Origin of the sequence: Frankia sp. CpI1-P, assembly GCF_001421075.1 — a bacterium.
Taxonomy (GTDB): Bacteria; Actinomycetota; Actinomycetes; order Frankiales; family Frankiaceae; genus Frankia; species Frankia torreyi.
The window spans coordinates 26,200-46,022 of the sequence record NZ_LJJX01000051.1; the positions used below are offsets into that span (position 1 = coordinate 26,200).

Consider the following 19,823-nt stretch of genomic DNA (forward strand, 5'->3'; position numbering starts at 1 on the left):
GCCCGGCCGGCGGTGGCGGTGCCGGGCGACTCGAGGTCGGGGTGACACTGTGCCGATGACGCCGTCGACCGCGCGCGACCGGCGACAGGTGGCGCTGCTGTTGGCATTGGCGAGCCTGACGGGGCTGGTCGACGCGACCAGCTTTCTCGGGCTCGGCCGGGTGTTCGTGGCGAACATGACCGGCAACGTCGTGCTCCTCGCGTTCGCACTGGCGGGAGCGCCCGGATTGTCCGCGGACCTGTCCGCGCTCGCGTTGGCCGGCTTCCTGACCGGCGCGGTCCTCGCGGGGCGGGCAGGCACGGCCCCGGCGCTGCGCCGTGGACGCGGGGCTCGGTGGCTGACGGTCGCCCTGGCCATCCAGACCGGGTTGATCATCGCGGCGCTGATCGCCGCCTCACTCACCAGCGAGGGCAGGGCGGACCGGCCTTACGGGATCATCGCGCCGCTGGCCGCCGCGATGGGCCTGCAGCACGCGACGGCGCGGCGGGTGGCGGTCCCGGAGGTACCGACCAATGTGCTGACCACCACCCTTACGGGGCTGGTCATCGACTCACGGCTGGCCGGCGGCCCCGGCTTCCACGCTCCGCGCCGGCTGGCCGCGCCCCTGGCCATGTTCACCGGTGCACTGGTCGGCAGCGCCCTTCTGCTGCACGTCGACCGGGTCGTGCCACTCGCCCTGGCCGCCGCCATCGCCGCCGGCTGCCTCACCGCTGCGGCCACGGGTCGGCTCACCGCGCCGTGAGCCGGCAAACCGCGCACAAGCCTCGGCACGAGGCTGCAGGCGAGCGACGACGGACAGGGCCGGCTACGGGTCTGGTTCATCCGATGAGGGACGGGCGCGGCAGGGGACGGGCATCAGGAAACCAGTGCGTGCAGAGGAAGGCCCAGGGCTCGTCGCGCAGCCTGGTCATCACCAGGGTGATGGCCGGACCGCCGGCGACCAGATCGCGGCGGCGGGGCAGCAGGCGGCGGCGCAGTTCGTCGACGTCGCCCGCGAGCCCACGACGACGGATCTCCAACGACCCGATCCCGCGCCCGCGTAGCTCGCCGGCGAGCCGGCGGACGTCGAACGGCAGGCTCGCGCAGATCTGCAGCAACCGGGCGAACGGGCTGGCGACGGGCGTATCCGAGCTGAGAAAGGCGATCATCGGGTCGATCTGCCAGGCGCCGAGCCGGCGCGCGAGCTCACCTACCAGGCCGGCCCGGGTGACGGCCGGACTCGGGTCGTAGAGGTACTGCCCAGGGGCGGCGACCGGGCCGCCGGGCTCCGCCGGGTCCGGGATGCCCACCAGGCTGACCGGCCGCCCCTCAGGCGACGCGGGGTGAAGCACGGTCGCGCGGCGCTCGGTCGTGGCCAGCGCCGGGGAGAACAGCACGGCCTCCTTGAGGTCGCGGCCGTCGGCGACGAACTCGATCTCCCAGCCGGGCGGGACCTGGTCGGTCGCGAGGCCCGGGGCCGCCTTCACCGCCACGGCCGCGACCCGGTCGGCGAGGGCGAAGCACCAGGGCAGCGGCGGCTCGCTGGCCCGCGAGGCCAGCCGGCGGTCCCCGGTACGCCGGGCCGGGTCGACGAAGACCCCGTCATAACCGGTCAGGTCTGCGTCGCGGACGTCGGCGAGCAGCGTGTCGACTCGGTGCGCCCCGTGGGCGGCGACGTTCAGCGCGGCCATCCGCAGGTGTACCGGGTCCCGGTCGACGAGCAGGATCTCCCGCCCCGGTGCCAGGGCGAGGGCGTCCCCGCCGATCCCGGTGCACAGGTCCGCCAGGCGACGCCGGCCGGCGAACCGCGCCGCCCGGTGTTCGGCCGCAGCCTGGGAGGACGCCTGCTCCAGCCCGGCTCGGGTGAAGAACATCTCCTCGGCGCGGGCGAACTTGGCCGCCGCCCGATGCCGCAGCTCCGCCTGGGTGAAGGCGGCGGCGACCAGCTCGGCGGGCACACCCTCGGCCCGCAGCCGCGCGCCGACGGCGAGTTCCCGCGCCGCGCTCCCGCTCCCGCTCCCGCTCCCGCCGGTGTACACCGCGGCCGCGGCGGCGAGCACCGCACCGCCGTCGGCGGTCAGCAGGGCGTCGAGCTGGGCCAGGCGCTCGGGATCGGCGCCGGTCAGCGGTAGCGGCCCTTGACGCGGCGGCCCATCTCCCGGCTGATCTCCCGGGTGGCGTCCCGCTCGGCGAGGGCGTGCCGCTTGTCGTAGGACTTGCGGCCGCGGGCCAGGGCGATCTCGATCTTGGCGCGGCCGTCCTTCCAGTACAGGCTCAGCGGCACGAGGGTGAGGCCGCCCTCCTGGGTCTGGNCGATCAGCTTCTCGATCTCGGCCCGGTGCAGCAGCATCTTGCGCTTGCGCCGCGGGGCATGGTTCGTCCAGGTGCCCTCGGTGTACTCGGGGATGTGCACGTTGTGCAGCCAGATCTCGCCGTCGCTGACCTGGGCGAAGCCGTCGACCAGGGAGGCCCGCCCGGCCCGCAGCGCCTTGACCTCGGTGCCGCGCAGCACGAGCCCGGCCTCGTACGTGTCGAGGATGTCGTAGTCATGCCGGGCACGCTTGTTCTGCGCGATCGACTTGCGCCCCGTCTCCTTCGGCACCGTCTGCGACCCTCTTCCCACTTGCCACACGTTCGCGGAACGCTTCCGAACCTACGTCCTGGCGGCGCCCCCACGCCCGAACGGCCTTGGCCGGGCAGCCATCCACCATTGTATCGATCATGCGGCGGCGGCTCAGACGCGCAGGTGGCGGCGCAGCGCGATCGATGCCATCAGCGCGGCGGCCAGCNCGCCGGCGGCGAGGACCACGACCGCCGACTCCCAGACCGCGGACCAGCCGAACAGCGGGAACATCGTCTGCCGCGCGAACTGGCCGTCCACCAGGAAGACCTTCGCCGCGACCAGCACGCCGGCGGCGAGCAGCCCANCGGCCAGTCCCGCGACCGCGCTCTCCAGCACGAACGGCGCCCGGATCGTCCCGTTCGACGCCCCGACCAGCTTCATGATCGCTGTCTCCCGGCGGCGGCCGTGCGCGGAGATCCGGATCATCGTGTAGATCAACGCGAACGAGGCGAGCGCCTGCACGGCGGCCAGGGTGAAGGCGCCGACGGTGAAGGCGTCGAGGAAACGGTAGAGCGGATCGAGCAGGGCGCGCTGGTCCCGGACCGCCTCCACCCCGTCGAGCCCGGTGTAGGTGACGACGATGTCGCGCGACGCCCGGGGATCGGCCAGGGTCAGCCGCAGGGCCGCGGGCAGGTCCTCGGGCCCGACCCCGGCGACGACGTCGGGCGAGCCCCGGAAGTCCCGGCGGAACCGCTCGTACACCTGCTTCTTCGTCTCGTAGTGGACGCCGACGATCAGCGGGTCGCGGCGCATCTCCGCCTCCAGCTCGGAACGTTCGGCGGGGGTGATGCCGTCGGAGAGGTCGACGACGACCTCGATCTGGTCGAGCAGGAAGCCGTCGATGGTGTGCACCTGGGCCCGCAGCAGCAGGCCCGCGCCGAGCATCNCCAGGCAGATGGTCACCGTGACGATCACCGCCCCGGTCATCGCGAGGTTGCGGCGCAGTCCCGTCCACAGCAACGAGGCCAGCGGGCCCGGACGCATCAGCCGACCGGGTCGGTGCGCGTCAGCAGCGGTACAGACGGCGGCGGTACGGACGGCGGCGGTACGGACGGCGGCAGGGGCTGCGGCACGGTCTGGTCGTAGCGGCCGCCGGCCTCGTCGCGGATCAGCGCGCCGTCGCCGAGTTCGAGCACCCGGCGCCGCATCGCGTCGACCAGGGACGCGTTGTGGGTGGCCATGACGACGGTCGTGCCGGCGCGGTGGACGGCGTCGAGCAGGCTCATGATCTCGATGCTGGTAGCCGGGTCGAGGTTTCCGGTCGGCTCGTCGGCCAGCAGCACCCGTGGCCGACCGACGAACGCCCGGGCGATCGCGACCCGTTGCTGCTCGCCCCCGGACAGCTCGTCGGGATAGCGGTCCGCCTTCTCCCCCAGCCCGACCAGATCCAGCACCTCGGGGACGACGCTGCGCACGACATGTCGGGGACGCCCGACCACGTCGAGGGCGAACGCGACATTGGCCGCCACCGTCCGGTTCGGCAGCAGCCGGAAGTCCTGGAACACGCAGCCGACGATCCGGCGCAACTGCGGAACCCGCCGATCCGGAATCCGGGCGACGTCCCGGCCGGCGACGATGACCTGCCCGCTGGTCGCGCGATCCTCGCGCAGCAGCAGCCGCAGCAGCGTCGACTTGCCCGATCCGGACGGTCCCACCAGGAACACGAACTCCCCGGCGCCGATCTCGGCGCTGACGTCGATCAGAGCGGGCCGGGCGCCGTTGGGGTACCACTTGCTCACCGAGCTCAGGACGATCACCACACCATCCTCACGTCGAGCATCAGGTCGCATACATTCTGCGACAGAGATGGTAGGACGTAGCCGGAGCCGGCCGGCGCGGCACGCGAGGGCGAGCCGCTTCGGCCCGGATCCCCGCCGGGCTGGCGCACCGCCGGCCGCACGCGGCAAGCCGCACCGCGTAAGCCCCTGGCGGCGCCAGACCGCGAACCGAGCCAGACCGCGAAGCGGTGCGCCGTGTGGTAGCGGATACCCAATGCCCGCCGGCAGGGCGAAGGGGCGCCCGCGGGCGTACCGTAAGAGGGAGTCGATCGTCCGGATCCCGTTCCGGCGACCGGGCGGGGAACGACCGGCGCGGCGCCGGGCCGGACCCCGGGAGGGATCTACGACGATCCCTCGGATCCGCGGTCGACGTGCCGCGGCGGGAAGCGGGNAGGAGGCGGCATGGGCAGCGAAGATCTGGTCTGCGCGAGCTGCTCGGGTCTGGTGATCGAGGGCCGGTGCCCCACCTGCCGCGCGTCGCGCGAGTACCTGCGCCGGAACTCCGTCACGATCTCCCCGCAGCTCATCCTCGCGATCCTCGCGATCATCATGATGCTCACGGCCCTGGCCGTCCGCCACGCCACCTGAGCCCCGCTCGGGCCACGACGCCCACCTTCCGGCCTTCGCGCGTCATCGCCCGGGCGCGTGCAAGCCGGGCACTCAAGCACCCCGACGATCGTTGGCAGTCGAGAAAGTCCGGGTGTGAAATCCGCCGATGCCCGGTTCCTGCCGGTCCTGGAGCGTCGATGTCCGCACCTGTGCTCGCTGGGCGCCTTGGGCGGGCCGGACCGCGCCGCGAAGGCCGGGAACGAATCCGCCGGCTGATCCTGCTCACCACGGCACTCGCCGTGGTCGGGGTCGGGGTGGTCGCGTGCGGCGGTGGATCCGAGCCCGCCGCCGGCGCGGCCGCCTCCACACAGGCAACCGCGGGTCCGGTGACCGGGGAGGCGGCGAGCCCGCGTTCGGGGGCAACCCGGCCGGGCGCCTCGGAAGCGGGGGCGGCTGGGGCAGGGACGGCCGCNCCGGGGCTGCGCACCGTGGTCACGGGGCTCGCCGCGCCATGGGACGTCGCCTTCCTGCCGTCCGGCGAGGCTCTGATCAGCGAACGCGACAGCGGGCGGATCATTCGGCTGCCGGCGGGCGGCGGGCGGGCGACCGAGGTGGCGAGGCTGCCTGGCGTGGTCCACCGCGGCGAGTCGGGGCTGCTGGGGCTCGCGGTCTCCCCGAGCTTCGCGACCGACCGGCTCGTGTACGCCTACTACACCTCGGCCACCGACAACCGGATCGTGCGCTTCCGGCTGTCCGGGGACCGCGCCGAGGCGCCCACCCCGATCCTCACCGGGCTCGCCGACGCCGCGGTCCACAACGGCGGCCGGATCCGCTTCGGACCCGACGGCCTGCTCTATGCCGGAGTCGGTGACGCCGGGGTGCGCTCGCGCGCGCAGGACCGGTCGAGCCTCAACGGCAAGATCCTGCGGATGCGCCCCGACGGCGGCGTCCCGCCGGGCAATCCGTTCCCCAGCTCCCTCGTCTACAGCCTCGGCCACCGCAACGTCCAGGGCCTGGCCTGGGACTCCGCCGGCCGCCTGTGGGCGTCCGAGTTCGGCCAGGACAGGCTCGACGAGATCAACCTGATCGTCCCGGGCGGGAACTACGGCTGGCCCGGCGTCGAGGGCACCGGCGACACCGACGGCGGCCGGTTGCGCAACCCGCTGGCCACCTGGACCACCGCGGAGGCGTCCCCGAGCGGGATCGCGATCCGCGGCGACACCCTCTACGTGGCGGCGCTGCGCGGGCAGCGGCTGTGGGAACTCGACCTGGCCGGGACGGCCGTGCGAGGCCGGCCGCGGGCGCTGTTCACCGGCGAGCTGGGCCGGCTGCGCGCCGCGGTGGCCGCCCCGGACGGCTCGGTGTGGCTGCTCACCAACAACACCGACGGCCGCGGCGCCCCGAAGCCGGGCGACGACCGCATCGTCGCCCTGCGCTAGCCGCCCGCGGCCTCGCCGAGCGGGCGGTCCCGGCACGCGTGGGCTACGGGGCCACGGGTCAGTGGGGCCACGGGTCAGTGGGCACCGAACAGCTCCAGGTAGCGCTTCGAGGATTGTGGGTTCAGGTCCGGTTTGTACAGCGATGACAGGACGTTCGCCGGCTCGGAGGTGTTGAAGTAGGCCTCGTAGGCCAGGTTCGCCGCATTCGCCATGAACGTTTCGTGCATCTTGCTGATGTAGAAGGGGTTGTCCTTCCCGCCGCCGTTCGACCAGGCCACCCCCCACTCCGGGACGGCGAACTTCTTGCCGTGATCATGGGCGAACTTGATCACCGTGCACAGTCCGGACCGCTGGTGGCACTGTCGGCCCCAGCTCGCCTCGTTGATCGACGGGGGATAGAAGTCGTACGCGTCGATGCTGACGACGTCGACGTACTGGTCGCCGGGATAGGCATCCCACACGTCCTGCCCGCTGCCGGGCAGCGTGTCGGCGTGGGCGTTCATGTTCCAGTCGATTCTGACTTTCGGCGCGGTCGACCGGATCGCGGTCACCGTTCGACGGAAGCATGTCTTCCAGGTCTCGACGTCGCGCACGTGCCAGTAGTTGAAGGCGCCGTTGAACTCCCAGCCGAGGCGGACATAGGCGTCGCCCCGGCCGAACTTCGTCAGCGTGGCGCCGAAGGTGCGCCAGTTGGCGTCATAGGCGCCACTGGCGCAGGTGGCCTCGTCGCCGTCCTCGGGGAACGGCGGTTGCGCGATCGACAGTGCGCCGGGGAACTTGTCCTCGGTGAAGGCGGCCGTCGGCCAGTCCGCCGAGACGAGGTTGTACCAGTCCTTACGGCTGGTGAAGACGACCGCAACCCCGATCTCGCGGCCGGTGAACGTACCCCAGGCGTTCACGTCGGTCGGGTAGTTGCCGTTGGTGCCGGACACCCAGTGCACCCCCGCCGGCGCCGGCTCCGGCGAGCGGGAACAGGCCCCGAGCCCCGCGGCCAGCAGCCCGATGACCAGCAGCAGCAACAGTGGCAGCAACCGCAACCGCGACCGTGGCAGCAGCGGCGAGCGGAGGTGGCCGCCGCGCCCGGGGAGCTGCCGGCCCGCCGACGCCGCCCGCCGCTGCGCGCGGAGGATCCGGGAGCAGGGATCCGCTGCTCGCCGGGCGAACATCACCTGGATGATCATCCGACGGCCTCCCGTGAGGTCCCCAAGACCGAACACCCCCTCGATCGGCAGCGGCCTACATTCTCCCGACCGCGCCTCGNCAATGCGCCATCGAAAAGTCGACCCTAACGTAAGGGTGGATTTTGGTCTTTCCGGGCCCTTGGTGCTCGCCCCTGCGCGGCGGAACGCCGAACTCGGACAGGCACTGCTCCCGTCGCGATGCCGACCGGCACGCTGGCCGAGGAGGCGGTCAGCTCCGCTCGTCAGCCGGCTGGTCCGGGGCACGCCGGGCAGCCCTGGCGCCGGCGATCTGGTCGCGCAGGCGTACCACGTCCCCGATGACGATGACGGCGGGCGAGCCGAGGTCGGCCTCCGCGGCCAGCTCGGCGATGTCCGACAGCACGCCGGTGAGGACGACCTCGTCGGCGGTGCCCCCGGCGTGGATGACCGCGGTCGGCGTGTCCGGGCGCCGGCCGCGCTTGACCAGCTCCCGGGTGATCCCCGCCAGCGCCGCCACACCCATCAGCACCACGACCGTCCCCGGCCCCGTGGCCAGCGCGTCCCAGTCGACGGTGGAGCCGGGATGGGAGGGGTCGACGTGCCCGCTGACGATGGACACGTCCTGGGTGATGCCACGGTGGGTGACCGGGATGCCGGCGAGCGCCGGGACGGCGACCGCGCTCGTCACCCCGGGGACGATCTCGCACGGCAGCCCGGCCGCGGCGCAGGCCAGGGCCTCCTCGCCGCCGCGACCGAAGACGAACGGGTCGCCACCCTTGAGCCGCACGACACCGAGCCCGCGCCGGCCACGGTCGACGATCACCGCGTTGATCTCGTCCTGGGTCAGGTTGTGGCCGTGCGGCGCCTTGCCCGCGTCGATGATCTCGACGCCGGAGCGGGTCTCGGCCAGCAGCTCGCGGGGAGCGAGGCGGTCGACCACCACGACGTCCGCGATCCGCAGCAGGCGCAGTCCGCGCACGGTGATGAGATCCGCCCGGCCGGGCCCGCCGCCGACGAGCGCCACCCAACCCCCGGAGGGTCTGTCCACGCCGGTCACCTCCGTCGCTGTTGCCCTACCGGGCCTGTCCCGCTGCCGGCGCGCGAGTCCCGGCCGCGACGACTCTCCCAGTGTGCGGCCTGACCAGCCCGTTCGGGGCGGATCGCGCCTTCCGTGCGGACGTGCTCAGGCGATGCGCCGGGCGGTGCCCGCCGGGCCGACCAGGACGCGACCGGCCCGCACCTCGACCGGATGGACCGGGATGCGCACTCCTTCGGCGTCCAGACATTCGCCCGTGACCAGGTCGAACGCCTGCTTGTGCAGCGGAGAGAAGACGACCGCGCGCGCACCGCGGGAGCCGACGAGACCGCGGCAGAGCACGTTGGCCCGGGAGATCGGGTCGGTGTTGCCGACCGCGACGACCGGCCCGTCGCTGAGTCGGAACACGGCGACCTGCGCGCCGTCGACGAGCGCGCCGGCCCCCCGGTCCGGGGTGAGGTCCTCCAGGGCACAGACATCGGTCCAGTTCACGCTGACCTCCAGGTGATCTCGGCGGGGTCCGGCAGGACGAGTGCCGGCGTCGCGGCGGGGGCGGGGGCGGCGGCGGCGACGGACTCGTGCGGGCCAGGCTGGCGCACGACCGGCAGGGTCGTCCCGGCGATCAGCGCGGCCCGCTCACCGTCGCGGGCCGGCCGGGGCTGGCCGCGGTCGAGCACGTGCAGGATGTCCGGGTCGGGCGTGTCGGGGGCGTTGACGAACGAGGTGAACCGGCGCAGCGCCACCGGGTCGGCCAGCGTCGCCTTCCACTCGTCCTGGTAGGTGTCGACGTGGTGGGCCATGGCCGCGTCCAGCTCGGCGCAGATGCCCAGCGCGTCCTCGACGATCACCTCGCGGACGTGCGCCAGGCCGCCGTCGAGGCCCTCCACCCACGGCGCGGTGCGCTGCAGGCGGTCGGCGGTGCGCACGTAGAACATGAGGAACCGGTCGATGTAGCGGACGAGGGTCTCGGTGTCGAGATCGGCGGCGAACAGCTCCGCGTGGCGCGGCCGGTGACCGCCGTTGCCGCCCAGGTAGAGGTTCCAGCCGAGCTCCGTGGCGATCACGCCGACGTCCTTGGAGCGGGCCTCGGCGCATTCGCGGGCACAGCCGGAGACCGCCATCTTGATCTTGTGGGGGGACCGCAGCCCGCGGTAGCGCAGCTCCAGGTCGATGGCGAGGGTGGTGGAGTCCTGCACGCCGTAGCGGCACCAGGTCTCCCCCACGCAGGACTTCACCGTGCGCAGGGACTTGCCGTAGGCGTGCCCGGATTCCAGCCCGGCGTCGGTGAGCCGCTTCCAGATCTTCGGCAGGTCCTCGGCGCGGGCGCCGAGCAGGTCGATGCGCTGACCGCCAGTGATCTTGGTGTAGAGGCGGAAGTCGCGGGCCACCTCGCCGATGAGGATGAGCGCCTCCGGGGTGACCTCGCCGCCGGGCAGCCGGGGGATGACCGAGTACGTCCCGTCCTTCTGCATGTTCGCCAGCATGTGGTCGTTGGTGTCCTGCAGCGCGGCCCGCTCGCCGTCGAGGATGTAGCCGTTGTGGATCGAGGCGAGGATCGACGCGACCACCGGCCGGCAGACCTCGCAGCCGCGGCCCCGCCCGTGCTCGGCGACGAGCTGGGAGAACGTCGTGATCCCGCGGACGCGGACGAGCTCGAACAGCTCGGCTCGGCTGTGGTCGAAGTGCTCGCACAGGGCCGTGGAGACCTCGATGCCGGCGGCGGCGAGCTGCTGGCCGAGGATCGTCCTCAGCATCGGCACGCAGCTTCCGCAGCTCGTGCCCGCGTTCGTGCAGCCCTTGATCCCGGCGACGTCGGTCAGCCCGTTGTCGCTGATCGCCGCGCAGATCTGACCCTGGGTGACGTTGTTGCACGAGCAGATCTGCGCCTCGGCCGGCAGCGTCACCCCGGCGCCGGCACCGGCACCGTCGCCGGCCGGCAGGATCAGCCGCGCCGGGTCGTCCGGAACCGCGCCGACGGCGCCGACCAGCGCCCGCAGGGTGCCGTACTCACCGGCGTCGCCGACGAGGATGCCACCGAGCACGCTGGTCGCGTCGTCGGAGAGCACGAGCTTCTTGTAGACCCCGGTGACCGGGTCCGCGAACGTGATCGGCAGCGCGCCGGGCGTCGTGCCGAAGGCGTCGCCGAAGCTTGCCACGTCCACGCCGAGCAGCTTGAGCTTGGTGGACAGGTCCGCGCCGGTGAAGGTCGCCGCGCCGCCGAGCAGCCGGTCGGCGACGACCTCGGCCATCGCGTAGCCGGGGGCGACCAGCCCGTAGACCCGCCCGNCGGCCGCCGCGCACTCGCCGATCGCGTAGACGTGCTCGTCGCTGGTGCGGCAACCCTCGTCGACGACGACGCCGCCGCGCTCCCCGACGGCCAGTCCGCACCCACGGGCCAGCTCGTCGCGGGGGCGGATGCCCGCGGAGAACACGACGACGTCGGCGTCGAGGCCGGCCAGGCCCTCGGGGTGGCGGCCGAAGACGAGCCGGGCGACCCGACCGGCGGCGTCGGCCTCGATCCGCTCCGTGGCGGTGTCGGTGTGCACGCCGATCCCGAGCCCGGTGATGTGGGCGCGCAGCGTCTGCCCGCCGGCGTCGTCGACCTGCGCGGGCATCAGTCGGGGGGCGAACTCGACGACGTGGGTGGTCAGGCCCAGGCTGCGCAGGGCGTTCGCCGCCTCCAGGCCGAGCAGGCCGCCGCCGATGACCACGCCGGTGCCGGTACGGCTCGACCGCGCCGACGCGCTGATCGCGTCCAGGTCCTCGATGGTGCGGTACACGTGGCAGCCGGCGGCCTCGCACCCGGGAACCGGCGGGACGAACGGGACGGACCCGGTGGCAAGCACCAGGGCGTCGTAACGGTAGGTGTGTCCGGGGGCGGTGCGCACCGTACGGACGGCCCGGTCGACGGCGACGACGGGCTCACCGAGGCGCACCCGCAGCCGGGGATGATCGAGAAAGCCGGCCGCGACCAGGCTCAGGTCGTCCGCCGTCGACCCGGTGAAGTAGGCCGACAGGCCGACCCGGTCGTAGGCCGGCCGCGGCTCCTCGGCCAGGACGGTGACGTCCCAGACCTGCCCGGCGTCCCGTTCCCGCACCGCCTCGCACAGCCGATGGCCGACCATGCCGTGACCGACGACCACCAGCGACCGAGCAGACATCCGCGCATCACCCCTGTCCCAGGTCCGATCCAGGGGCCCGCCGCCCTCGGCGGAACCCGCTACGGTCGCTGACCGTACGAGCGGCGGATGTCGCTGCCGACTCAGGTCCACGTCGGTGCGGAAACAAGGCACGCACCCCCGGCCACAGCCGGATGTGAGACTCTCGGCCCGGCCGGGGTGGCCGTCACGGGACCGGGAACGACGCCGGTTAACCGCGCCGTTGCCTGCGGGTAAGCGCCCGGACATCGGGGTGCCTGATCCTGCCAGGGACCTGAGATCGGCGTGGGTCCACAGGCCAGGAGGTCGTCGTCTTGCCAACCCCCAGTTCCGGACGGTCCGAATCCGGTGATGCGGCGGTGGCGGAGCTGCCTCCGCTGCTCGGGTTCACCGTCGGGATCACCGCGGCCCGGCGCCGCGACGAGCTCGCCAACCTGCTCGAACGGCGCGGCGCCCGGGTGGTGCAGGCGCCGGCGCTGCGCATCGTCCCGCTGGCGGACGACGGACAACTGCTCGCCGCCACCCGGGCCTGCCTCGCCGGGCGCCTCGACGCGGTGATCGCCACGACGGCGATCGGCTTTCGCGGCTGGCTGGAGGCCGCCGAAGGCTGGGGCCTCGGCGGCGGTCTGCGCGATCGGCTGGCACAGGCCCGGCTGTTCACCCGCGGGCCCAAGGTGACCGGCGCGGTCCGGGCGGCGGGGCTGACCGAGTGCTGGTCGCCCCGGTCGGAGTCGGGCGCGGAGCTCATGACCCATCTCCTCGCCACCAACCTCACCGGCCTGCGCATCGCCGTGCAGCTACACGGCGAGCCGCTGCCGGACATGGTCGAGGGGCTGCGCGCTGCCGGAGCGGAGGTGGTCGAGATCCCGGTGTACCGGTGGGAGCCACCCGAGGACCTGCGCCCGGTCCGGCGGATGGTGGAGCTGATCGTCACCGGCGGCGTGTCCGCGGTGACCTTCACCAGCGCGCCGGCCGTGCTGAGCCTGCTGGGGACCGCACGGGAGGCCGGCCGCCTCGACGAGACGCTGGCCGCGCTGCGCGCCGACGTGCTGGCCGCCTGCGTGGGACCGGTGTGTGCCGCGCCGCTCGTCCGGCTGGGGATCCCCGTCGTGACGCCGGAGCGTTACCGCCTGGGAGCGCTCGTGCGCACGCTGGCCGACGAGCTGCCGCGTCGGCGGGTGCGCACCGTCGAGGCTGCCGGGCACGTGCTGCGGGTGCAGGGCACGGCGGTGATCGTCAACGGGGAGCCGGTGATGCTGGCACCGAAGACGGCAGCGGTACTCGACGCGCTCGCCGAGCGTCCCGGTCGGGTGCTCTCCCGCGCGGAGCTGCTGCGCCGCACGGGCACCGCGGGGCTGACGGACGAACACGCGGTGGAGATGACCGTCGCCCGCCTGCGCACGGCGCTCGGCCCGGCCGGCCGCGCGGTGGAGACCGTCATCAAGCGGGGCTACCGGCTAGCGATCGCCTGAGTGGGCTTTTCGCCGTTCACCGGAGGCGGTCGGACGACGTCATCGGAAAACGACGTCATCGGAAAACGACGTGCGCCTCCGCCTGGGCACGTTTCCGCCGCTCCGTTGCCGGATCGGCGGTCAGCCGCCCCGGCCGAGCCGCCAGCGCGCCGCGCGATAGGCCCGCCAGCCGGACCGCAACCCGCGGCGGGCACTCGTGAACGCGTCGCGGTGCCCGAGGGAAACCAGGCGCAGGATGTCGGCCGCCCCGGCCGCCCGGTCCACCACCAGCCGACTGATGCCGAAACGGGACTGGGTCGGCTGATGCAGTCGGTAACCGACCTCGCAGGCCGAATCGAATCCGGCCGCCGCGACCACGTGCCGAACCGACGCGCAGTGGTATCCGAATGGATAGGAGAAACTGTCCGGGCTGCGTCCGGTCTTCTCCTCGATCATGCGCCGGCTGGCAGTCACGTCATAGCGGGCCAGCGCCGTGGGCACCACGTCCAGTTCGAGATGGCGATGACCGTGCGAGCCCAGTTCGATGCCCTCCCCCGCGAGGTCGGCCAGGTCGGCCCAGCCCAGCAACGGGAGATTGCGCTCGCTGTAGCCGTCCAGCCAGGTGGCGCGCCGGCCGGCGTAGGCGGTCGGGATGTAGAGGGTGGCGCCGGCGCCGACCGTCTGCAAGGCCGGCAGGGCCGTCGTCACGAAATCCTCGAAGCCGTCGTCGAAGGTGATGGCCACCTGCCGGCGGTGCGGGTGCGCGAGGGCGTCGGTGAGCCCGGTGAGGTGGTAGCCGCCGGCCGCGAGCGCGCCGAGCTGCTCGGCGAACACGCCCGGCGGGACCTCCCAGCTCCGGAAGTCGGCACTCACGGAGTCACCCACGCTGTGGTACATCAGGACGGGCAGGGGCATCGGGGGCGCCTCGTCCAGCACGCCGGAGGCGGCACCGGGCAGCGCAGTCGCCAGGGTGGTCACCTCGTTCCCGTACCCGCGACGATCGCCGTCACGCCCGGATCGAGCTGGACATTTCCGTGCATATACCTGTGTGCATTCATCTGCAGGGACACAGGCCGTACTCCCTCCGCGACGACGGTGCGCAATCGTGGACGAACAGGTGACACGGNCGAACATCCCATCGAGTGAAGTAGTGCGCGAACCAGCCCAGGAGGCCGAAACTAAAACATCGAACGGTCCGCGAACTACCCGGGACTCTACACGCGCATACCGGGCGTGCCAATGGCATCGGGAGATCCGCCGGAGACGTCACCCGAGGGTGGTCTGCACGGTCCCGACCCACTCGCTACACGGCCCGGATCAGGCCGCCGGACGGGTCACTGNCATTTCACCGGGTGTTCATCGCGGCTACGGTCGCATTCAAAGGCACCCGGTAAATCGGGGGAACACGGATGGGCGATCCCCCGGAAGGCATGACCGACAAACGCGAAAGTTGCCGGCCGGGGCGGCGGATAAGATTTTCGATCGACCGACCCGCGCGGGCCTGGAGAGCAGACGGGAACAGCACCGGCCGTTGGGGCGGGTATTCTCACGCCTGGTTCTCGACGGCCCGGCGCCACCGGATCTCGGCATCGATGAAATCGTCGAGCTCACCGTCGAGCACACCGCCGGTGTTCGAGGTCTCGGTGTCGGTGCGCAGGTCCTTCACGAGCTGGTAGGGATGCAGGACGTAGTTGCGGATCTGCGATCCGAAGGAGACGTCCTGGGGGCCGCCGGTGATGCGCTGCTTCGCCGCGGCCTCCTCGGCGCGGCGGCGCTCCAGGAGCTTCGCCTGCAGCACGATCATCGCGGCGGCCTTGTTCTGAAGCTGGCTGCGCTCGTTCTGGCAGGTGACCACGATGCCGGTGGGCAGGTGGGTGATACGGACCGCCGAGTCGGTCGTGTTGACCCCCTGGCCGCCCGGGCCGGAGGACCGGAAGATGTCGATCCGCAGGTCCTTGTCGTCGATGTCGACGTGGTCGGACAGCTCGACGACCGGGGTCACCTCGACGCCGGCGAAGGAGGTCTGCCGCCGGTTCTGATTGTCGAACGGCGAGATGCGCACGAGCCGGTGCACCCCGTGCTCACTGCGCAGCGTCCCATAGGCATAGGGGGCCTTGACCTGGAAGGTGGCGGACTTCAGGCCCGCCTCCTCGGCCTCGGAGGTATCGAAGACCTCGGTGGGGTAGCCGTGGCGCTCGGCCCAGCGCAGGTACATCCGCAGCAGCATCGCCGTCCAGTCGGCGGCGTCGACGCCGCCGGCACCCGCGGAGAGCTGCACGATCGCATCCCGCTCGTCGAACTCGCCGGACAGCAGGGTGCGCACCTCCAGCGCGGAGATGTCGCCGCTGAGCGCCGGCAGATCGGCCGCGGCCTCGGCGAGCAGGTCGTCGTCGCCGAGATCCGCGGCGGCGGCGATGTCGTCGAGNCGGCGGCGCAGCCCCTCCACGCGGGAGATGTCGCCGCGGGTCGACGACAGGCGCCGGGTGACGACCTGCGCCCGGTCCTGGTCGGACCACAGGTCGGGATCCGCGGCCTGCCGCTCCAGCTCCTCGGCGCGACGGCGCAGCCCCTCCACGTCGAGAACGGACTCGATGCCGCTCAGCGTTGCATCGAGCTGCTTGATCTCCTCGGACAGGTCGACGGCCATGGTGTTCACCTTACCGGCGCCTCCCGCCGACCACGGGCAGGACTGATCTTGACCCGATCCGCGACGGACCGCGGCGGACCACGGCGGCCGGGCCGGCCGTCCCTCGGCGCGGGGCCGATCGGGGCGGCGGGAGATCGTCCGTCTACGAACCAACCGACCGCCGCAGATGGCCGGCGACCGCGGCCAACACCGCCCGCCGCCGTCGCGCCGACACCGGGCAGCGGTCGTGAAAAGCCACATCGATGAAACATGCAAAGGCGTGGCGACATCATCCTGAAACACGGGATGCGGACTCGTGAATATCCGGCCAACCGACACCCGCACCGCGGACAATCCTGANGGTAACCGCACCACCCACCCCGACGGGCCACCGCCGGGACGCTGGTCGATGCCAATCCGCGGAGAGATCTGTCCCACATCGCCGAGCGCACACGACCCCGGGCGTTTGTCGTTCCCGAACGATATCTTTGACCACGGCGCTTCGCCGACGAATGCGCCGGGCATCTGGTTCCGCGGGGCAACGTGGTCCCGCGGGGCAACGTGGTCCCGCGGGGCAACGTGGTCCCGCCAGTCGCCGGGCCGCCACCAGGTCATGGTCAGGAGACCAACGAACACGGACACACGGTTAATGCGGGCCGCCAGGAGGCGGAACAGTCAGTGCCGGGCCGCTTGTCAGGGAAAGCGAGGGAGGCCGCCATGGGAACCCAGCTCAGTCAGCAGACCAACCGGGGTACGCAGTTAGACCTGGCGGTTCACCGTCCCGTCGCGCTTCGCCGGCAGGTAGACGGCGGCGCGATCACCCCCACCCGAGCGCGAAGGGTGCCATCGTGGCCGAAGTTTCGAACCGACGGTCCGTACTGGTCGCCACCGGCCTCGCGGCGGTCGGCTCCATGAGCCTGGGAGCCGACGCCACCGCGGACGCCGCCGGGTTGCACGACGCCTGCGCCGCCGCGCTGAGCGCCGCGGTGGACGCCTACGAGACCACCGATCTCAGCGCGACGGCCGCCGCCCTCGTCCCACTCGAACGCACCACCAGGACGGTGCCTCGCGAGCACCGGCTACGCGGGCGGGCCGCCCTGGACTGGATGCGCCTGCACGCCGCCGTGACGACCGCCGCGGCGGCTGTGGCGTACGACCGCGGCCGGCACGCCGACGCCGCCACCCGGGCGGACCGCGCCGCCGCCCTCGCCCGCGCCGCCGGCGACGGGCCGCTCGCCGCACGGGCACTGGCCCTGCGTGCGCGGATGGTCCGCCCGCACAGCCCGGCGGTCGCCCTGCAGATCGCCGGGGTGGCCGCGCGGATAGCCGGGTTCAGCCCCACCCGCGCGCTCATCGCCGGCAAGGTCGTCACGAGCGCGTGCGCGGCCACCGGCGACACCCCCGGGGTGCGCGACGCGGTCGCCCGCGCCTGGCAGACGATGGAACGCCTCGACGACGACGACTTCGGCTCCCCCGGTTTCGCCCTGGAGACCTACTCCCCGGCGGACCTCGCGCTGGCCTGCGCCGAGGCGCTGACCACCGTGGGCGCCGCAGACGAGGCCACACCGCACCTGGAGCGGGCCGAGACGCTCATCGCCGGCTCCGGCCAGACCGGCATGGTGGTCTCGGTGCGGATGGCGCAGGCCCGCGCCGCGCTCGCCCGGGAGATCCCCGACCGGGACGAGGCCGCCGCCTACGCCGGTCAGGCGGTGACCCTGTCCACCGGTCGGCCGGCGCAGTGGCTGGCCCGGCTCGTGCGCGACGTCTCCGAGCTGGCCGACCTGCGCACCGGGCAGGGCCTGGACGATCTCGTCGACGCCACCACCCCCTGGCTGCACGAAAGCTGGGAGGCCGACCGGGACCTGCAGCGGCCGGCGGCGCGCTTCGGCGTCCCCGGCCCGTCCGGCGTCATGGTGCAGCGGGCTGGCGGACCACCGACTGTGCCTGTGCCCCGGCCCGCACTGTGACCGGCCCGACCCCGAGGTAGCCCACGACCGGCAGGTCGACCAGGCGCGAACCCTCCACCTCCACCGTCGTCGCGTCGACGAGGCTGGAGGTGAGGGTCGTGCGGCCGCTCGGGTCGGACTGCCGCTGGTACTGCTCGACGGTCGCGTTGATGTCCGCGAGCGGAAGCTCCTGGAAGGCGTCCGTCGCCGTGTAGATCGCGTTCTCGTCGATGCGCTGCGCGGCGGCGAGCGCCGCGCCGTCCGCGGCCGAGGCGACCGAACGGCGGGCCAGGTAGACGGCGGACACGTCGGTCACGACGACGACCAGCATCGCGGCGACCATCAGGTAGCCGAGCGTGAGGATGAGAATCGTCCCGCCGTCGGCGCCGCCGGGCCCGGCCTGATCGCCGGTCGCGGCCCCATCACCTGTCGCCGGGTTCCGCCGCAGGTCACCAGGCATGTGCTTCTCCCCGTCCGGGATCGCCGGTCGCCCCACACCGGCGTCCTTCGCCGATTCGCCGCCCGACATCCCGCATTATAGGAGAATGCGCCACGTAGGGATCATGGGGCGCGTATACCTCCCCGGGGACGAAGGATCAAGACCGAGCGGGACGAGATCGAGACCCGGCTGGAACGGGAATGCCAGATCTCCGCCGCGCCGCGGAAATGCCCGCCTGTCGTCACGACCCTCGATGTCGTCCGGGATGTGGATGACGATCCGTCACCACTTCGCGTATCCCCTGGTGCCGGTCCCCTGGTGTCGGTCCCCTGGAGCCGGCTGGCCGGCCGCCGCCGCGACCCAGCACGACGCCTGGGTCGAGAACCGGACAGTCCCGCGATTCGACCGCGGAAACCGGACATACTGGCGACGAGCCGCATCGATCAAGGGAGTGGGTGTGCCATCAGGCAGGCGTGTCGGGATCGGAGCCGCTGCCGTCGTCGGCGTGTTGGCGGTGGTCTTCGGTCTGGTCGTGGGGGCGAGCGCGCTCGGTTCGTTCGCGTCGACGTCGGGCGGGCAGATCGCGGTGGTCCGCAACGGTGGCCCGTTCGACAATCACCGGATCCGCCAGATCATNGATCCCGCCTCGTCATTGACCTACGCCGGCATGTATTCCTCGACGCACAACTATCCGGCACAGCAGCGTTACTACACGATCACGTCCGTTGTCGGTGAGAGCGACCGGGGCACGGTCGATGTCGTGACGACACCGTCGAAGGACGGGGTGAGTATGGGGATCGAGGGAACGTTCTACTTCACTCTCAATCTCGACCACAATGTCCTGCGCCAGTTCGATGACAAGTTCGGCACCCGGAAGTTCCCGCTGGCGAGCAAGGGTGGGAAGCTCTACTACGCCTGGTCGGGCGACGACGGCTGGTCCGCGTTCCTCGGCGCCATCATCCGACCGGTCATCGACAACGACCTTCGCGAGCAGATCAACAACTTCACCTGCGCCGACCTCGTCTCCTCCTGCGCGCTGGTCCAGATGGGCGCGCAACAGCAGGCCGGGGCCTCGACGACGCTCAACGCGGCGTCGAGCAACGGCAACATCCAGGCCGTCCAGAACGCGATCAACAAGTCGCTGGCGACCGACCTCAACGCCAATCTCGGTGGCCCGTTCCTGGAGAACCTGCGATTCACCCTCGCCCGGGTAACCCTGCCGGCGAACGTCCAGGGGGCCGTGAACAGCGCCCAGGCCGCGTTTGNACGGATTGCCGAGGCACAGGCACGAGTCGCCGAGGCGAAAGNCGACGCGGAGGCGAACCGCCAGCGCCAGTCGGGTTATGCACAGTGCCCGGCCTGCGCCAAGATCGATGAGCTCAAGGCGATTCCGCCGAATGTGACGACCTACGCGCCCGGGGCGGAGGTCGCGGTCGCCCCGGGACAATACCAGGAACTTAGGTTCTGATCGTGTAGGTTCGAGGGGTGCCGAGACGCGGTCAGGTGAAGGAGAAGCCCGAGGACCGGTTGGTGGACCGGGTCGGGCTGGGGGTGCTGGCGGCGCAGTTCCCGGACGCGCTGGTCGACCGGGTGGTCACCGAGACCGGTCGTCGCGAGAAGCGGACGCGGGACCTGCCCG

At 72.3% G+C, this 19,823-nt stretch carries 14 protein-coding genes and 9 pseudogenes; 7 read left to right on the top strand and 16 right to left on the bottom strand.

Features of this window, described 5'->3' with window-relative positions; translation table 11 throughout:
• Positions 1–55 precede the first annotated feature (55 nt).
• A complete protein-coding gene (locus FF86_RS25015) occupies positions 56–742 on the top strand; it encodes a YoaK family protein (RefSeq protein WP_044887709.1) in 687 nt (228 codons plus the stop codon).
• A 76-nt stretch (positions 743–818) separates the two neighbouring features.
• Here the strand turns inward: FF86_RS25015 and FF86_RS25020 are convergent, their stop codons facing one another.
• From FF86_RS25020 to ftsE, 8 genes and pseudogenes are all read right to left on the bottom strand, one after another.
• A complete protein-coding gene (locus tag FF86_RS25020; protein WP_082122216.1) occupies positions 819–2,039 on the bottom strand; it encodes a class I SAM-dependent methyltransferase in 1,221 nt (406 codons plus the stop codon).
• Positions 2,040–2,101: 62 nt separating this feature from the next.
• Positions 2,102–2,291, bottom strand: a 190-nt coding sequence (locus tag FF86_RS57395) for an SsrA-binding protein (RefSeq protein ID WP_242419531.1), incomplete at its 5' end; no start/stop codon positions are given.
• A 1-nt stretch (position 2,292) separates the two neighbouring features.
• Positions 2,293–2,581 (bottom strand): annotated as a pseudogene (smpB, locus tag FF86_RS57400) (SsrA-binding protein SmpB); the annotation flags it as partial.
• 132 nt (positions 2,582–2,713) lie between these two features.
• On the bottom strand, positions 2,714–2,768 hold a 55-nt coding region (locus FF86_RS63110), incomplete at its 5' end, for a hypothetical protein (RefSeq protein WP_255355913.1).
• A gap of 1 nt (position 2,769) precedes the next feature.
• Positions 2,770–2,906 (bottom strand): annotated as a pseudogene (locus FF86_RS57405) (cell division protein FtsX); the annotation flags it as partial.
• Between the two features lies 1 nt (position 2,907).
• Positions 2,908–3,488, bottom strand: a pseudogene (locus FF86_RS25030) (permease-like cell division protein FtsX); the annotation flags it as partial.
• Position 3,489: 1 nt separating this feature from the next.
• Positions 3,490–3,586, bottom strand: a pseudogene (locus FF86_RS57410) (cell division protein FtsX); the annotation flags it as partial.
• Entirely contained in the window at positions 3,586–4,359 is a 774-nt protein-coding gene (gene ftsE / locus FF86_RS25035) for a cell division ATP-binding protein FtsE (protein ID WP_055870407.1), read from the bottom strand. The gene ftsE and the pseudogene FF86_RS57410, both read right to left, overlap by 1 nt.
• A gap of 1,043 nt (positions 4,360–5,402) precedes the next feature.
• Here ftsE and FF86_RS25045 point away from each other — a divergent pair.
• Positions 5,403–6,368 (top strand): annotated as a pseudogene (locus FF86_RS25045) (PQQ-dependent sugar dehydrogenase); the annotation flags it as partial.
• Between the two features lie 1,410 nt (positions 6,369–7,778).
• Here the strand turns inward: FF86_RS25045 and cobA are convergent.
• The 4 genes and pseudogenes from cobA to FF86_RS57415 all read right to left on the bottom strand — a co-directional run.
• Positions 7,779–8,585 carry a uroporphyrinogen-III C-methyltransferase gene (gene cobA / locus FF86_RS25055; RefSeq protein ID WP_055870400.1) on the bottom strand — a complete coding sequence of 269 codons (807 nt, stop codon included), beginning with the start codon at positions 8,583–8,585 and terminating at the stop codon, positions 7,779–7,781.
• Positions 8,586–8,711: 126 nt separating this feature from the next.
• Positions 8,712–9,056 carry a nitrite reductase small subunit NirD gene (gene nirD, locus FF86_RS25060; RefSeq protein WP_044887703.1) on the bottom strand — a complete coding sequence of 115 codons (345 nt, stop codon included), beginning with the start codon at positions 9,054–9,056 and terminating at the stop codon, positions 8,712–8,714.
• The coding region (gene nirB / locus FF86_RS25065) for a nitrite reductase large subunit NirB (protein WP_242419533.1) at positions 9,053–10,850 on the bottom strand (1,798 nt) is incomplete at its 5' end. The genes nirD and nirB, both read right to left, overlap by 4 nt.
• A gap of 1 nt (position 10,851) precedes the next feature.
• Positions 10,852–11,725 (bottom strand): annotated as a pseudogene (locus tag FF86_RS57415) (FAD-dependent oxidoreductase); the annotation flags it as partial.
• Between the two features lie 311 nt (positions 11,726–12,036).
• Here FF86_RS57415 and FF86_RS25070 point away from each other — a divergent pair.
• The gene (locus tag FF86_RS25070; protein WP_044887701.1) at positions 12,037–13,194 is read left to right on the top strand and encodes a uroporphyrinogen-III synthase; all 1,158 of its coding nucleotides are present in this window, start codon (positions 12,037–12,039) and stop codon (positions 13,192–13,194) included.
• Between the two features lie 120 nt (positions 13,195–13,314).
• Here the strand turns inward: FF86_RS25070 and FF86_RS25075 are convergent, their stop codons facing one another.
• The 3 genes and pseudogenes from FF86_RS25075 to prfB (FF86_RS57420) form a co-directional block, all read right to left on the bottom strand.
• Entirely contained in the window at positions 13,315–14,151 is an 837-nt protein-coding gene (locus tag FF86_RS25075) for a polysaccharide deacetylase family protein (RefSeq protein WP_052681426.1), read from the bottom strand.
• 568 nt (positions 14,152–14,719) lie between these two features.
• Positions 14,720–15,598 (bottom strand): peptide chain release factor 2 (gene prfB / locus FF86_RS25080; protein ID WP_242419537.1); only part of this gene is annotated, 879 nt, incomplete at its 5' end.
• A 1-nt stretch (position 15,599) separates the two neighbouring features.
• A pseudogene (gene prfB, locus FF86_RS57420) lies at positions 15,600–15,820 on the bottom strand (peptide chain release factor 2); the annotation flags it as partial.
• 827 nt (positions 15,821–16,647) lie between these two features.
• Here prfB (FF86_RS57420) and FF86_RS25085 point away from each other — a divergent pair.
• Positions 16,648–17,766, top strand: coding sequence for a hypothetical protein (locus FF86_RS25085; protein ID WP_044887700.1), 1,119 nt, complete (start codon positions 16,648–16,650; stop codon positions 17,764–17,766).
• On the opposite strand, the gene FF86_RS25090 is transcribed toward FF86_RS25085, so the two are convergent.
• Positions 17,708–18,205: a pilus assembly protein TadG-related protein gene (locus FF86_RS25090; RefSeq protein ID WP_044887728.1), complete on the bottom strand. Its 498-nt coding sequence runs from the start codon at positions 18,203–18,205 to the stop codon at positions 17,708–17,710. The genes FF86_RS25085 and FF86_RS25090 overlap by 59 nt on opposite strands.
• A gap of 250 nt (positions 18,206–18,455) precedes the next feature.
• Here FF86_RS25090 and FF86_RS63115 point away from each other — a divergent pair.
• From FF86_RS63115 to FF86_RS32525, 3 genes and pseudogenes are all read left to right on the top strand, one after another.
• A pseudogene (locus FF86_RS63115) lies at positions 18,456–18,820 on the top strand (hypothetical protein); the annotation flags it as partial.
• Between the two features lies 1 nt (position 18,821).
• Positions 18,822–19,449, top strand: a pseudogene (locus FF86_RS25095) (SPFH domain-containing protein); the annotation flags it as partial.
• A gap of 220 nt (positions 19,450–19,669) precedes the next feature.
• Positions 19,670–19,823, top strand: a 154-nt coding sequence (locus FF86_RS32525) for a transposase domain-containing protein (RefSeq protein ID WP_199865810.1), incomplete at its 3' end; no start/stop codon positions are given.

Bases quoted from the DNA above. Each gene is read 5' to 3' on its own strand.
- FF86_RS25015 (WP_044887709.1), top strand. From the start codon at position 56: ATGACGCCGTCGACCGCGCGCGACCGGCGACAGGTGGCGCTGCTGTTG.
- FF86_RS25090 (WP_044887728.1), bottom strand. From the start codon at position 18,205: ATGCCTGGTGACCTGCGGCGGAACCCGGCGACAGGTGATGGGGCCGCG.